Raw genomic sequence first — 13,561 nt, 5'->3', positions numbered from 1 at the left:
GTCGGCCGCCCCGCGGTCGCCTCGATTCCCTTGCCCCGGCGCAGCGTCACCGGGCCCGCTCGGACCGGGGCGTCGCCCGCGCTCGGACCGGGGCACCGGATGGGGGCATAAGGTGCTGGTGCGGCGCGGTCGCCGCTCCCCGGACGAAGGAGTCACATGCCCCAGCACCACGCCCCCGACGGCGACGACGGCAGCGAGGTCACGGCCCGGGGCGTGACCGGAGGGGGCGACGGGGCCGCCGCTCCGACGCCTCTGCTGATCGGTGCCTACGCAGCCCTGCCGGCGGCGGAGGACCGTCCAGGGTTCTACGCGGGGCTGAGGGAGCACCTGGGGGCGACGGGTCTCGAGGTCCCGACCCAGCACCTGCTCGCGGGAGAGGGCGGCAGCATCGAGGATCTCGCCCGTTTGCTCGAGGATCGCTTCCCCGACAGCGTCCTGACGGCGATCCCCGGCACGATGCAGCACGTGGCCGCCGACCCGAGCTTCGGTCTGGCCTCGCCGGACGAGGACGGCAGGCGCGCGGCGCTCGCGTACACGGCGGGGCTGCTCAGCGCCGCCGACGCCGTGAACCAGCGGATCGGCAGCGCACACGTGCGGCGGGTGCAGATCCAGTCCGCACCGAGCGGTCGGGCCGACGCCGACGCCTTCCCCCGCTCCCTCGCCGACCTCGAGGTCCCCGAGGGCATCGACCTGGTCATCGAGCACTGCGACGCCGCGAACGACCGGGTCGCCGGCGAGAAGCGGTTCCTCTCGCTGCGCGAGGAACTGGCAGCCGCACGCGAGGCCGGGATCGGGCTCACCCTGAACTGGGGACGCTCGGCCGTGGAGTCGCACGACCCCTCCGTGCCCCAGGAGCAGGTCGCCGAGGCAGCAGCCGCCGGGAGCCTCCGCGGCCTGATCTTCTCCGGAGCGGGCGGGAACGCGACCGGTTTCGGGGCTCCGTGGGCCGATGCGCACCTGCCCCTGGACGTCGACGAGCCCGGCTCGCTCCTGACCGCCGCGCGGGTGCGCGAGTGCATGGCCGCTGCGGGCGACCTCGAGTACGTCGGCGTCAAGGTGCAGGCCCCCTCCGATGCCGACGTGAGCGCGCGACTGGGGATCATCGGCCACGTGGTCGAGGCGATCCGGGCGAGCGGAACGGGGCGCGTGGGCACCCGATGAGAACGCGACACTCACGCAGCCGTCTCTGCGCGTTCCGCGCCACAACGCGCAGAACCACGCAGCCTGCCGCTAGTCTTGGGCCGACCGATCCGCGAGGAGGACCAGAGGGATGACGGAGACGATGCGCGCCCTGCGCAAGACGGCGCCCGGGCCGGGGCTCGAGCTCACCGAAGTGCCCGTCCCCCGGGTCGGACCCTGGGACGTGCGCATCGCCGTGCTGCGCGCGGGGCTGTGCGGCACCGATCTGCACCTTCTCGCCTGGGACTCCTCGGCGCAGTCGATGTGCGACACGGTCCCCTTCACCCCCGGCCACGAGTTCTACGGGGAGGTCGTGGAGATCGGCGCGGAGGTGCCGGACGTGCGTGTGGGCGATCGCGTCTCGGGCGAGGGCCACGTGGTGTGCGGCGTGTGCCGCAACTGCCGCGCCGGCCGACGCCAGCTGTGCATCCGCACCCGCAGCGTCGGCGTGCAGCGCGACGGCGCCTTCGCCGAGCAGGTCGTGGTCCCCCACCAGAACGTCTGGGTCCACGAGCACGACGGCCGCGAGGACGTCATCTCCCCCGAGCTCGGCGCCGTCTTCGATCCCTTCGGCAATGCCGTGCACACGGCCCTGAAGTTCCCCCTGGTGGGCGAGGACGTCCTGATCACCGGCGCGGGCCCGATCGGCCTGATGGCCGCGGCGGTGGCCCGCCACGCGGGCGCCCGCTACGTCGCGATCACCGACGTCCACGAGCACCGGCTGGAGATGGCCCGCGCCGCCGGCGTCGATCTGGCGGTGAACGTCGGTGAGCGTCGCATCACCGATGTGCAGCGGGAGCTGGGGATGAAGGAGGGCTTCGACGTGGGCCTGGAGATCTCCGGGCAGCCCAGCGCCCTGCAGGAGATGATCGCCAACATGAACCACGGCGGGAAGATCGCCCTGCTGGGGCTCCCCTCCCGCCACTTCGAGCTGGACTGGACCACCGTGATCACCCACATGCTCACGCTCCAGGGCATCTACGGGCGCGAGATGTTCGAGACCTGGAACGCGATGAGCGCGATGATCTCGACCAGCCCGGTGCTGCGCGAGCGCATCAGCGCGACCGTCACCGACGTGCTGCCGGCGACGGACTGGGAGCGTGCCTTCGACATCGCCCGCTCCGGCAGCGGCGGCAAGGTCGTGCTGGACTGGACCCGGGTCGGCTGATCCGCAGACCCTCAGCCGACCCCCTGCAACTCCCCGGCCCGCTGCACACCGCAGCCCGGCCACCCACCCCGCCCGAGGAGGCACCCCGATGTTCGCCGATGTGAAGGACCAGCTCGCCACCGAGCTCGAGGAGATCCGCGCGGCGGGCACCTTCAAGAACGAGCGCACGATCTCGACCCCGCAGTCCGCCCACGTGGAGGCCGCCGCCTTCGGCGAGCCCGCTGCCGACGTCCTGAACTTCTGCGCGAACAACTACCTGGGCCTCGCCGACGCCCCGCGGTTGATCGACGCCGCGAAGCGGGCCCTGGACGAGCGCGGGTTCGGGATGGCCTCGGTGCGCTTCATCTGCGGGACCGGCGATCTGCACCTCGAGCTCGAGACCAAGGTCAGCGAGTTCCTGGGCACCGAGGCGACGATCCTGTTCTCCTCGTGCTTCGACGCCAACGGAGGCGTCTTCGAGTCCCTGTTCGGCCGCGGGGACGCGATCATCTCCGACGAGCTGAACCATGCCTCCCTGATCGACGGCATCCGCCTGTCCAAGGCCGCCCGGTACCGGTACCGCAACGCCGACATGGAGGATCTGCGCGCCCAGCTCGAGGCCACCCGCACCCAGAACGAGGGGGCACCGGCCCGCCGCACGATCATCGTCACCGACGGCGTGTTCTCGATGGACGGCTACCTCGCTCCCCTGGACCGGATCTGCGACCTGGCCGACGAGTACGGGGCGATGGTCCTGGTCGACGACTCCCACGCGGTCGGCTTCATGGGCGCGACCGGCGCCGGCACGCCCGAGCACTTCGGCGTCCCGGACCGGGTCGACATCTACACGGGCACCTTCGGGAAGGCCCTCGGCGGCGCGAGCGGCGGGTACGTCTCGGGGCGTCGCGAGGTCGTGGACATGCTGCGCCAGAAGGCACGCCCCTACCTGTTCTCCAACTCCCTGGCCCCCTCGATCGTGGCCGCGACCCTGACGGCCCTCGACCTGGTCGAGACCAGCGCGGGCCTGCGCGAGAAGCTGTTCGAGAACGCCGCCCTGTTCCGTCGGCGCATGGACGAGGAAGGCTTCGACCTGCTGCCCGGCGAGCACGCGATCATCCCGGTGATGTTCGGGGACGCGCGGCGCGCCGCCAAGGTGGCCGACGCGATGCTCGCCCAGGGCGTGTACGTCACGGCGTTCTCCTACCCCGTGGTCCCGCAGGACAGGGCACGGATCCGCGTGCAGCTCTCGGCCGCGCACTCGAGCGAGGACGTGGAGGCCTGCGTGCAGGCGTTCGTGACCGCCCGCGGGGCGACCGAGGTCTGCTGAGGCGCGTCCGGACGGACGGAAGATCCAATGAGCGTCCCCTCCACCCTCACCTACCGGGCCACCGCGCGGAGCGGCCGGGTCCCGGCGGTGGTCGGGATCGTGCTCCTCGCCATCACACTGGCCTGCGCCGCGCTCGTGCTGGTCGTGCCCCCGGCCCCGCGCGGGACGGACGTGCTGATCGCGGCGGTCGTCGTCGTGCTCGGGCTCCTGCTGTGCCTCGGCCTGCTCCGTCTCCGCCTGGCGATCGACCTCGACGCCTCGACGCTCCACCTCCGCGGAGGCCTTCTGTTCGGCCGGGCCCTGCGGGTCCCGCGCTCGCAGATCCGGGCCGCACGAGCGGGCTATCACCTGGACGGGGTCGGCTTCGGCTGGGGCCGGCGTCACGAGGGCGCCGGGGACACCATGCTGCGGGCCGGCGGTCCCGAGGTGACGCTGCTGCTGGAGGACGATCGTCGTCTGGCCTTCTCGGTGCCCGACCCCGATGCCCTGCTCACCGCTCTCGGCGCCCCCTCGGCCGACGTCTCCCGGCAGCGCTGAGGAGGTCGGCGCCGGCGCTCGGCTGCATGCCGGCAAGCAGGTGCCTAGGTCCGCGCGAGCCCGTCCAGCATGCGGCGGGCGCCCGCCGCGAGAGCGCGGTGCCCTCTCTCATCAGGATGCGCGGTGTGGGAGAGGATCGCCGAGGCGTACCGCGCGCCCCACGCCGTGCGCGCTCGACCAGCGCGTCCCGTTGCGCCTGCCCCGCGTCCCGGGCCCACGGGGCGTGCCGCAGGTACTCCTGGATCCCGACCCCGGACGTCTCGAGGTAGAGGACCGCGGCGACGTCGCTCGCCGGATCACCTGCCGTGACATCGCCCCAGTCGATGAGACCGAGGCCCTCGTCGGCTGCTCGACCGTGCGCCTCCCCCGCAGGACCGGACGGGATGACGAGGTTCCCGGGGTGCGGGTCCCCGTGCAGCAGCAGATCCGGCCCGTCCCACCCGGGAGCGTCCAGACCTCGCGTCCAGATCTCGCGGATCAGTCGCGACGTCGGCGGGTCCAGGTGCTCGTCCTCGGCGGCGAGCGCCTCCGAGCGCGTCGCGAGCGGCACCCCGCGCACGCCGCTGCGCGCCGTCCCCGCCGGCGCAGGGCGGTGCAGCGCCGCGAGGGAGCGTGCGAGCCGCCCGCCGAGGTCCTGGGCGTCGGCGCCGTCGTGCGCGATCCGATCGGCGACGAGCTCCCCGTCGACCCAGGTGAGCAGCGCGACCGGCCCTCCGGGCTCTCCCGCACCGAGGCTTCCCAGCAGACGCGGGCGGGCGAACGGCAGCGCAGCGGGGAGTGCCCGGGGATCCCCGAGAACGGCGATCTCGCGAGTCAGGAGCTCCCGGGCGATCTCGCGGTGCGGGACCCGGAGCACGGCTCGGGTGCCGTCGGCCAGGGACCCCGCGTGCCACAGGGTGTTGTCCCAGCCCCGCCCCAGTCGACGCATGCGCGGGAGCGCCGTCATCTGCTCCCGCCCGGCGCCGGGCTCGGGCCGGACGCGCACGAGCAGGTCCCGCAGCTGCGCTGCGCTCGGCTCCGCCTGTCGCGAGGTCATTCCCGTCGGGCCCGCTCGTCGAGGTCGGCGAGGATGCGCCGATGGGCGGCGTCGTCCATCGGGTAGAAGCGCATCAGCAGGATCGAGAGCAGCATCGCGGCCGCCGGGAGGGCACCCATCGCCAGGCGGATGCCGTTCACGGCCGAGTCCGACTGGGCGGGGACGCCGCCCTGGTATCCGAACCAGCCGATCATCCAGATGCCGACCGCGCCGCCGAGGGCCTGGGCGAGCTTGCGCAGGAAGGAGAAGACCGCGTAGGTGGTGCCCTCGGAGCGGTAGCCGCTCGCCCATTCGCCGTACTCGACGGTGTCGGCCTCCATGTTCCACATGATGGCATTGACGCTGCCGCTGGAGGCGCCGAACAGCAGCGCGCCGAGGACGGCGAGCCAGAGCATGTCGGCCGGGACCAGCATCAGGATCAGGGCACCGACCACGCCCACGCCCGCGGCGAGGCGGAACAGCCGCGGCTTGCCGAGTCGGCGGATCAGCGGCGGGACCGCCCAGCCGACCACCAGCACGGTGCCGGAGATCGCGGCGACGAACACCGCGAGCAGTCCCGCGCTGCCCAGCACGTCGCGCGTGTAGTAGGCGACCAGTCCGTTCGCGGCGAAGAGTCCCAGCAGGTAGGCGATCGAGGAGGCGCCGAGCATCTGCAGGGCGCGGTTGGAGGCGATCGTGCGAAGGCTGCTGCGCAGGCTCACCCGGTCCACGCTGCGGCGGACGTTCTCGCGGGAGACGGCGAACAGCAGCACGTACAGCGCGAGCGCGAGCACCCCGAGCGGGATCAGGGTGCGGATGAGGGCGCTCTGCAGGGCGTCGGGGTCGCCGGCGTAGGCGCTCAGCGCCGGGCTGATCGCCAGAGCCAGGGCCACCTGCATGATCGCGGTGCCGAAGCTGCGGAACAGGGCCAGGCGCGAGCGCTCCGTCCCGTTGTCGGTCATGGCCGCGGCGAGGGAGCCGTAGGGGATGTTCACGGCGGTGTAGGCGACGCTGCCCATCAGGAAGTAGGCGACGGCGGCCCACACCACGGCCCAGACGGTGCCGTGCAGGCCGGCGGGCATCGCGAAGTTCGCGATCGCGAGGGCGATCAGCGGGATGCTGCCGGCGAGGATCCAGGGGCGGAACTTCCCGATCCGCGTGCTGGTGCGGTCGATGACCGACCCCATGATCACGTCGGTGAAGGCGTCCACGAAGCGCATCACCAGGAAGATCGTCCCGACGGTCGCGGGGCTGATCAGCGCCACGTCCGTGAGGTAGAGCGGGAGGAAAGTGACGGCGAGAGAGAAGGCGAGGTTGTTGGCCGCGTCCCCTCCCCCGTAGGCCAGGAACTGAAGCGGGGTCAGGCTGCGTGCTCCGCGCGAGCGGGGCGGTGCGTCCGTCCCGTGGGAACGGCGCTTTCGTGTGTGGGCGGTCGTCATTGCTCTTCCACGTACCTCATCGTCGGGCGGTGCCCCGAGGCGCCGGTCCCGGCCTCGATGCCGGGACCTCCTCACCGTCGCAGGGCAGCGATCGGGTGGCATCTCGTTCCCGGGTCTTGCCCTCGACGCGCGATGTGCCGTCCCCCACTGCCGGGGACGGCACATCGGTGGCGGGTCGGCAGCACCGGCGGGGCGCCGACGGGGACGAGGGAGCAGCAGCGCTCAGTTCCCCGTGTTCCCCTCGCCCTCCTGGGCGATGGCGAGTGCCTCGGCCTCCACGCGCTCGCGGTCGGCCTGCCGGGCGGCGTCGCGGGGGTAGACGACGTAGAAGCCGCACCAGATCACCGCGTTGATCAGGTACGGGACCACGCAGAACCACAGGAAGGTGACCTGAAGGTCACCGAAGACGTCCGCGATCACGCCGATGTTGATCGAGAGGATCGCGGTGATGCCTCCCTGGACGAAGGAGAACAGGAAGGCGAAGGCACTGGCACCGAGCTTCTTGGGCACCACTGTCGAGACAATGGGCAGCACGCACCCCGAGAAGCCGATCGAGAACACCAGGCCCATGACGAAGGTCGCGACGTAGATGAAGACCCGGTTGGTCGAGTCGATCTGGGTGGCCACGTAGATCGTCGCGGCGAAGCACACCAGGTAGACCTGCATCAGCATGATGCGTCCCTTGTGGCCGAAGCGGGCCGTCACCAGGTCGCCCAGGAATCCGCCGAGGAACGCGGAGAACATCGACCCCAGGGAGAACACGGCCATCACCACGGCCGCCTCGGGGACCTTCATGCCGCGCACGTCCACGAGGAACTGCGTGTAGAAGCTCAGCAGGATCAGCGAGGTGATGAACGGCAGCATGATCACGATCATCCAGATGGTGGGGATGCGGAACAGCTGTCCGACGTCGCGGAAGCGGAACGTGCCGGACTCGGGGTCATCGGTGACGCTCACGGAGGTCACGGCGGGCCTGGGCACCCACAGCAGGATCAGCACGCCCGAGACGATCGAGATCGCGCCCATCGTCCACAGGGCGTAGCGCCACCCCTCGGGGTCGTTGCCGAACAGGCCGATCGCCGGGCCGATGATGATGCCGACGCCGCCGCCGATGCCTCGGACCATGCCGTAGGCCTTGCCCCGCTCGGACTGCTTGAACAGGTCGGGGAGCATGCCGTTGAGCACGGGCTCCGAGGCGACGGTGCCGACGGCCGAGATCGCGAACAGCACCACCAGCACGGTGTAGTTGGGGGCGAATCCGCAGGCGACGGTCCACAGGCCCCAGACGCCGGTGACCAGCACCAGGACCCTCTTGCGGCCGAAGCGGTCGGCGGCGATCGCCCAGGTGGGTCCGAAGATCATGCGGGCGAACATCGGGATCGCGCTGAAGATGCCGAGCTGGGTGTATCCCAGCCCGAAGGCGGCGGCGATGAGGGGGAAGAACGTCTTGGTGAGACCGGACTCGGAGTTGTCGACGGCCTGGGAGAACCCCAGGGCCGCGACGGCGCGGGCACGCTTCGGCGGCTTGGGCGCCTCCGAGCTGGGCGGGGCCAGGTTCGGCAGCCCGGAGCCGTAGTACGCGTATCCCGCGTGCTCGGTGGTGTCGTTGAGATGAGACATCGGTGTCTCCTTCAGGAGGGCCGCAGCACCGCGGCACGGTCGCGCGGCGGCTGGACGCCGCCGAGCGCCGACTGTCGCCCGTCGGCCGATCGGGGTGTGGCCGATTGCACGGTGTTGCCCATCGGGCCGGGCATATCCCCTGGCCACTCCCGCACGTTGCCGCGGGTTGTCACCATGCGGAGGGGCAGAGCGCGGGAAGGGCGTGGCACGGGATGTCCGGCCGGCCGGGTGCCGCGTCCCGGCCCGTCGACTCAGCCGAGCCGCCCCGCCAGGCGTTCGACGTAGTGCTCCGAGATCCGATCCAGGCCGGTGAACTCGACGGTGCGTCCGGCGCGACGGTACTGCTCGCGCACGCCGTCGAGCGCGGCGACGGTGGAGGCGTCCCACACGGTCGCGCCGCTGAGGTCGACGGTGACGTGCTCGGGGCCGCCGGCGTAGTCGAACTGCTCGACGAGGTCGTTGCTGGAGGCGAAGAAGAGCTGCCCGCGCACACGGTAGAGCCCTGGGTGATCGGGGTCCTGCACCACCTGGGTCATGTGGGCGATGCGGCGGGTGAACGCGAGGGCGGCGACCACGACCCCGAGGATCACGCCCACGGCGAGGTTGCGGGTGAACACGGTGGCCAGCACCGTCGTCAGCAGCACGAGGGTCTCGCTGCGCGGCATGACCCCCAGCGAGCGCAGCGAGTGCCAGTCGAAGGTCGTCGCCGCGACCACGAGCATCACGGCGACCAGGGCGGCCATCGGGATGCGGCCGACGGTGTCACCGAGGGCGACCGAGAGGGTGATCAGAAAGACGCCGGCGAGGAACGCGGAGAGACGTGTGCGCGCGCCCGCCTGCTTCACGTTGACGATGGTCTGACCGATCATCGCGCAGCCGCCCATGCCTCCGAAGATCCCGGTGATCACGTTCGCCGCGCCCTGGCCGAGTGCTTCGCGGGTGCAGGAACCGCGGGTGCGGGTGAGGTCGTCCACGAGGGTGGCCGTCAGCAGCGACTCCATCAGTCCGACCAGGGCCATGGCGATCGCGTAGGGGGCGATGACCTGCAGGGTGTGCCAGGCGATCGGCACGTGCGGGAGGCCCGGCACGGGGAGGCTGTGGGGCAGTTCGCCCTGGTCCCCGACGGTCGGGACGTCGGCCCCGAGGCTCACGACGGCGAGGGTGATCAGCAGGATCGTCACCAGTGGGCCGGGGATGCGCCGGGTCAACCGCGGGAACAGCACGATGACGACGACGCCGGCCGCGACCAGCGGGTAGACCAGCCAGGGGACGCCGATCAGCTGCGGGAGCTGGGCGGAGAAGATGAGGATGGCGAGGGCGTCGACGAACCCGACCATGACCGAGCGGGGGATGAACCGCATCAACCGGGCGACGCCGAGGCCGCCCAGCAGCAGCTGCAGCAAGCCGCCCAGGATCACGGTCGCGATCAGGTAGTCCACGCCGTGGTCGCGGGCGACGGGGAAGATCACCAGCGCGATCGATCCCGCCGCGCCGGAGACCATCGCGGGACGCCCGCCGAGGACAGCCGTCGCGCAGGCCATCGTGAAGGCGGCGTACAGGCCCATGCGCGGGTCGAGACCGGCGACGATCGCGAAGCTCAGGGACTCGGGGATCAGGGCGAAGGCGGTGACCAGACCGCCCAACACCTCGACCGTGAGCAGGCGAGGATCGCGCAACGCGGCGAGCACGGAGTGCGGCCGGGTCGCTGCAGGAGCGGAGGAGGGCATGAGCGCGAGTATCCCTCAGCCGGCGCAGGTGGGCTCCCGGCTCGACGGCTCTTCGGGACGAACTCCACGCCCGCCGCCCGGTCAGGGGCCGGGACGGGGAACGGGAGCGGAGCAGGGACCGCCTCACGGCGCGCACCGCTCGAGGCGCAACGCACGGCAAGAGGAGGCCCGGATCGCGGCTGCGGCGATACCGTCTCGTCACCGGCCTCGCGGCCGGGATCATCGTCTCGCCACGAAGGAGTGCAGGTGCCCGACACCTCTCATCACCAGGCCCCTCTGAGCTCGCGCGTGAAGCCCATCCTCGAGGTCGACGGTCTGCGGTTCCGCGACCTCGACGGCGACGGGGAGCTCTCCGCCTTCGAGGACTGGCGCCTCTCCCCCGCCGAGCGCGCCGCCGACCTCGTGTCACGGATGAGCCCGGAGGAGAAGATCGGCCTGATGGTCATCAACTCCCGCTCGATGGGCATCTCCCAGCACGATCCGGAGCTCACCAGTCATGATGGCGCTCTCGACGAGCAGTACCACGCGATCAAGCTGGACCCGCACAACACGGCGGGCGACCCCTACGAGGGCACCACGCAGCAGATCACCGAGATGCACATGCGGCACTTCATCATGCGCGAGACACCCACCGGCTCACGCATCGCGACCTGGATCAACGCCATGCAGGAGGTCGCCGAGAGCACGCGTTGGGGCATCCCCGTCATCGTCGCCGCGAACTCGAAGAACGAGACCGGCGGGTTCAGGATGGGCGCCACGCCCGAGGACAAGGACTTCGCGCAGTGGCCGGGCACCCTGGGTCTCGCCGCCGGCGGCGACGCGGACCTGGTCCGCCGCTTCGCCGAGCTCTCCCGCGAGGAGTGGGTGGCCTCGGGGCTGCGCAAGGGCTACATGTACATGGCCGACACGGTGACCGACCCGCGCTGGTTCCGCAGCAACGGCACCTTCGGCGAGGACCCCGAGTTCAACGCCGCGGCGATCGACGCGGTGATCCGCGGCTTCCAGGGCGAGCGCGGCCTGTGCGCGGACGGCGTGGCGCTGACCACCAAGCACTTCCCCGGCGGCGGCGCCCGGGAGAACGGCTTCGACCCCCACTACGCCGAGGGCAAGTTCAACGTCTACCCGACCCCGGGGTCGCTCGAGACCTACCACCTGCCGCCCTTCCAGGCGGCGATCGACGCCGGCACCTCGAGCGTCATGCCCTATTACGCGATCCCCTCGAAGGAGAAGTCCGCGGCCCCGCAGGGCCGGCTCACCGAGTTCGAGCCGGTGGGCTTCGCGTTCAACCACGAGATCCTCGCCCTGCTGCGCTCGATGGGCCACACCGGCTACATCAACTCCGATTCCGGGATCCTGAACAAGATGGCCTGGGGCGTCGAGGGGCTCTCCGTGCCCGAGCGCGCCGGTGCCGCGATCGCCGCGGGGACCGACATCATCGCCGACACCAACGACGTGCACTCGATCCGTGAGGCCTTCACGAAGGGCCTGTTCTCGCCCGCCCGCCTCGACGAGGCCGCTCATGGCCTGCTCGTGGAGCTCTTCACCCTGGGACTGTTCGAGAACCCGTACGTGGATCCCGCGCACGCCGACGAGGTCGTGGACAACGCCCGCGCCCGCGCCGCGGCTCTCGAGGCGCATCGTCGCTCGGTGGTCCTGGTGAAGAACCCTGTGCGCGCGGGCTCGCCCGTGCTGCCCCTGACCCCGCAAGCGCTGCAGGGTAAGCGGGTCTACGTCGAGCTGTTCGAGAAGGACCTGACCGTCGCGAGGCTCGACGCGCTGCGCGCGAGCATCCGCGCCGACCATCCCGCGGCCTCCTTCACCACCGACTTCCACGACGCCGACGTCGCGATCCTCCTGCCGAACCCCTCGACCGGAGACTACTTCCGCTCCACGGGGCTCCTGGATCTGACGATCGACGAGCACTCGCACGTTGCCCTCGACAAGATCCGCGAGATCCGGCAGAACGTGGAGACGCTGGTGGTCGGCCTCAATGCGGTGATGTCGTGGCTGCCGGGAACCCTCGAGCCCCTTGCCGACGCGTTCCTGATCGGTTTCGACACGCGACCGGAGACCGTCCTCGACGCGGTGCTCGGAGAGTTCGCGCCGACCGGGCGACTGCCCCTGACCTTCCCGATCTCGGCCGAGGCGATCGCGGTCGACGAGAACGGGATCTGCGCCTCGCCCAACGACGTCCCGGGCTTCGCCAAGGAGCAGCACATGGACGGGCGCCCGTACGTGTACGTGGACTCCGAGGGCGGACGCTGGAGCAGCGGGTTCGGCCTGCGGTACCTGTGATCCCGCTCTGATCCTCGGCACCCAACCCGGTGGCGCTGAGGTGCTCCGGACATGACGAAGGCCCCCTCCCCCGCACGTGTCCGTGCAGGTGAGGGGGCCTTCCAAGGGTGGAGACGGCGGGAATCGAACCCGCGTCCGATAGTGCGAAGCGAGGGCTTCTCCGGGCGCAGTCCGTGTTGGCGTTTTCTCAGTCCCGACGATCCCACGGACACGTCGTCGACGGACTCAGTCACTCTGAGGTGTTCACCCGACCCCGATGACGAGGGCCGGCAGCAGTGGCTCCTTTGATGATGGAACGATCCGGGTCAGGAGCACGCCCGGGGTTCCAGACTGCTATCGCTGATCAGGCAGCGAGAGCGAAGTCAGTGCGCTTAGGTTCGGCACTTATTGGTTTCCCAGGAGCGTTGACGAGATGACCTGGGATCCTCGGCCCGCTTCCCCTCGCTGGACAACTACCGTCGAAACCGATCGTCCCCGAGCGTGGGTCGCGTGAAGTCGGCGACGAGGTCGCCGAAGCACTGTGGCTGCTATTCACGAATCAATCCACTCACGCGGGCTTCCCCGCGATCTGCGACCAGTCTACGCGGGTGTCCATCGGGTGGCCAGCGCTTATCGCTCAGCCCACGGTGAACGGCGCAGCACCGGGGCCCGGTCGTACGGTGGGCCGGTGACGAGCTACGAGTTCGAGGGGATGACCTTCACGACCGACCCGGCCACCCTGCGGGAGAGCGTCGACCGCCCCGAGGCCCTGGCCCGCTGGTGCGCGGCGAACCCGGAGGACCCTCGCACGGTCGCCCACCTGCGGGTGCTGGATCGCCTCGAGGAGGCCGAGGATCTGGGTCGCAGGCTGCTCGCCGACCCCTCCCTGCACCCGGTGTCGCGGGCGGTCCGCCGCACTCGTCTGGCCCAGGTCCTGCAGTGGCAGGGACGCTTCGAGGAAGCCGACGAGGAGTTCGCGCTGGCCGCCGAGGAGACCGGACTGTCGGACGACCCGACCTCTGCCAGCTCGATCCTCGCCCTGGCCTCGGTCCTGCAGCAGCGGGCGGCGAGCCGCTTCGAGAACGCGGTGGTCGCCGCGGCGGCCGACAGACCCCGCCTGGCCGAGCGCCTGCGGACCTCGGCCCTGGAGGACGCGCGGCGTGCCCTGGCGATCAGGGAGCGACTCGGAGCGCCCGAGGGCCAGGTGCTCTCCAGCCGCGAGTCGGTGGGACGCCTCGAGCGGGAGATGGCGGGCTGACCAGGGGGATCTTGGCGTGAGGGAAGAGACCGCCGGGC

General features: G+C 71.2%; 10 protein-coding genes and 1 other RNA gene. 6 read left to right on the top strand and 5 right to left on the bottom strand.

Annotation, left to right across the window (positions count from 1 at the left end; translation table 11 throughout):
• The first annotated feature begins 156 nt into the window (after positions 1-156).
• From DEO23_RS14310 to DEO23_RS14295, 4 genes are all read left to right on the top strand, one after another.
• Positions 157-1,161: a DUF4862 family protein gene (locus DEO23_RS14310; protein WP_109276706.1), complete on the top strand. Its 1,005-nt coding sequence runs from the start codon at positions 157-159 to the stop codon at positions 1,159-1,161.
• Between the two features lie 121 nt (positions 1,162-1,282).
• On the top strand, positions 1,283-2,347 hold the full coding sequence (tdh, locus tag DEO23_RS14305; protein ID WP_109276780.1) for an L-threonine 3-dehydrogenase: 1,065 nt from the start codon (positions 1,283-1,285) through the stop codon (positions 2,345-2,347).
• Positions 2,348-2,435: 88 nt separating this feature from the next.
• On the top strand, positions 2,436-3,653 hold the full coding sequence (locus tag DEO23_RS14300) for a glycine C-acetyltransferase (protein ID WP_109276705.1): 1,218 nt from the start codon (positions 2,436-2,438) through the stop codon (positions 3,651-3,653).
• Between the two features lie 27 nt (positions 3,654-3,680).
• Positions 3,681-4,190 carry a hypothetical protein gene (locus tag DEO23_RS14295; RefSeq protein ID WP_109276704.1) on the top strand — a complete coding sequence of 170 codons (510 nt, stop codon included), beginning with the start codon at positions 3,681-3,683 and terminating at the stop codon, positions 4,188-4,190.
• Here DEO23_RS14295 and DEO23_RS14290 read toward each other — a convergent pair.
• From DEO23_RS14290 to DEO23_RS14275, 4 genes are all read right to left on the bottom strand, one after another.
• Positions 4,144-5,226 (bottom strand): phosphotransferase, encoded by a 1,083-nt coding sequence (locus DEO23_RS14290; RefSeq protein ID WP_109276703.1) that lies wholly within the window; start codon positions 5,224-5,226, stop codon positions 4,144-4,146. The two genes, DEO23_RS14295 and DEO23_RS14290, sit on opposite strands and share 47 nt — an antisense overlap.
• Positions 5,223-6,644 (bottom strand): glycoside-pentoside-hexuronide (GPH):cation symporter, encoded by a 1,422-nt coding sequence (locus DEO23_RS14285; protein ID WP_165831864.1) that lies wholly within the window; start codon positions 6,642-6,644, stop codon positions 5,223-5,225. Before DEO23_RS14285 ends, DEO23_RS14290 begins: the two co-directional genes overlap by 4 nt.
• A gap of 222 nt (positions 6,645-6,866) precedes the next feature.
• Positions 6,867-8,264 (bottom strand): MFS transporter, encoded by a 1,398-nt coding sequence (locus DEO23_RS14280; protein WP_109276701.1) that lies wholly within the window; start codon positions 8,262-8,264, stop codon positions 6,867-6,869.
• Positions 8,265-8,515: 251 nt separating this feature from the next.
• Positions 8,516-9,991 (bottom strand): SulP family inorganic anion transporter, encoded by a 1,476-nt coding sequence (locus DEO23_RS14275; protein WP_109276700.1) that lies wholly within the window; start codon positions 9,989-9,991, stop codon positions 8,516-8,518.
• Between the two features lie 246 nt (positions 9,992-10,237).
• Between DEO23_RS14275 and DEO23_RS14270 the strand changes: the two genes are divergently transcribed.
• Positions 10,238-12,286: a glycoside hydrolase family 3 protein gene (locus DEO23_RS14270; RefSeq protein WP_109276699.1), complete on the top strand. Its 2,049-nt coding sequence runs from the start codon at positions 10,238-10,240 to the stop codon at positions 12,284-12,286.
• A 105-nt stretch (positions 12,287-12,391) separates the two neighbouring features.
• On the opposite strand, the gene ssrA is transcribed toward DEO23_RS14270, so the two are convergent.
• Positions 12,392-12,762, bottom strand: a transfer-messenger RNA (tmRNA) gene (gene ssrA / locus DEO23_RS14265).
• Positions 12,763-12,953: 191 nt separating this feature from the next.
• Between ssrA and DEO23_RS14260 the strand changes: the two genes are divergently transcribed.
• Positions 12,954-13,523 (top strand): hypothetical protein, encoded by a 570-nt coding sequence (locus tag DEO23_RS14260; protein WP_205678985.1) that lies wholly within the window; start codon positions 12,954-12,956, stop codon positions 13,521-13,523.
• Positions 13,524-13,561: the final 38 nt, after the last annotated feature.

Source organism: Brachybacterium endophyticum (assembly GCF_003130585.1).
GTDB lineage: Bacteria > Actinomycetota > Actinomycetes > Actinomycetales > Dermabacteraceae > Brachybacterium > Brachybacterium endophyticum.
This window is presented reverse-complemented; position numbering and strand designations above follow the sequence as displayed.

Coding starts and splice junctions, on each gene's coding strand:
- DEO23_RS14310 (WP_109276706.1), top strand. CDS start 157: ATGCCCCAGCACCACGCCCCCGACGGCGACGACGGCAGCGAGGTCACG.
- tdh (WP_109276780.1), top strand. CDS start 1,283: ATGCGCGCCCTGCGCAAGACGGCGCCCGGGCCGGGGCTCGAGCTCACC.
- DEO23_RS14300 (WP_109276705.1), top strand. CDS start 2,436: ATGTTCGCCGATGTGAAGGACCAGCTCGCCACCGAGCTCGAGGAGATC.
- DEO23_RS14295 (WP_109276704.1), top strand. CDS start 3,681: ATGAGCGTCCCCTCCACCCTCACCTACCGGGCCACCGCGCGGAGCGGC.
- DEO23_RS14290 (WP_109276703.1), bottom strand. CDS start 5,226: ATGACCTCGCGACAGGCGGAGCCGAGCGCAGCGCAGCTGCGGGACCTG.
- DEO23_RS14285 (WP_165831864.1), bottom strand. CDS start 6,644: ATGACGACCGCCCACACACGAAAGCGCCGTTCCCACGGGACGGACGCA.
- DEO23_RS14280 (WP_109276701.1), bottom strand. CDS start 8,264: ATGTCTCATCTCAACGACACCACCGAGCACGCGGGATACGCGTACTAC.
- DEO23_RS14275 (WP_109276700.1), bottom strand. CDS start 9,991: ATGCCCTCCTCCGCTCCTGCAGCGACCCGGCCGCACTCCGTGCTCGCC.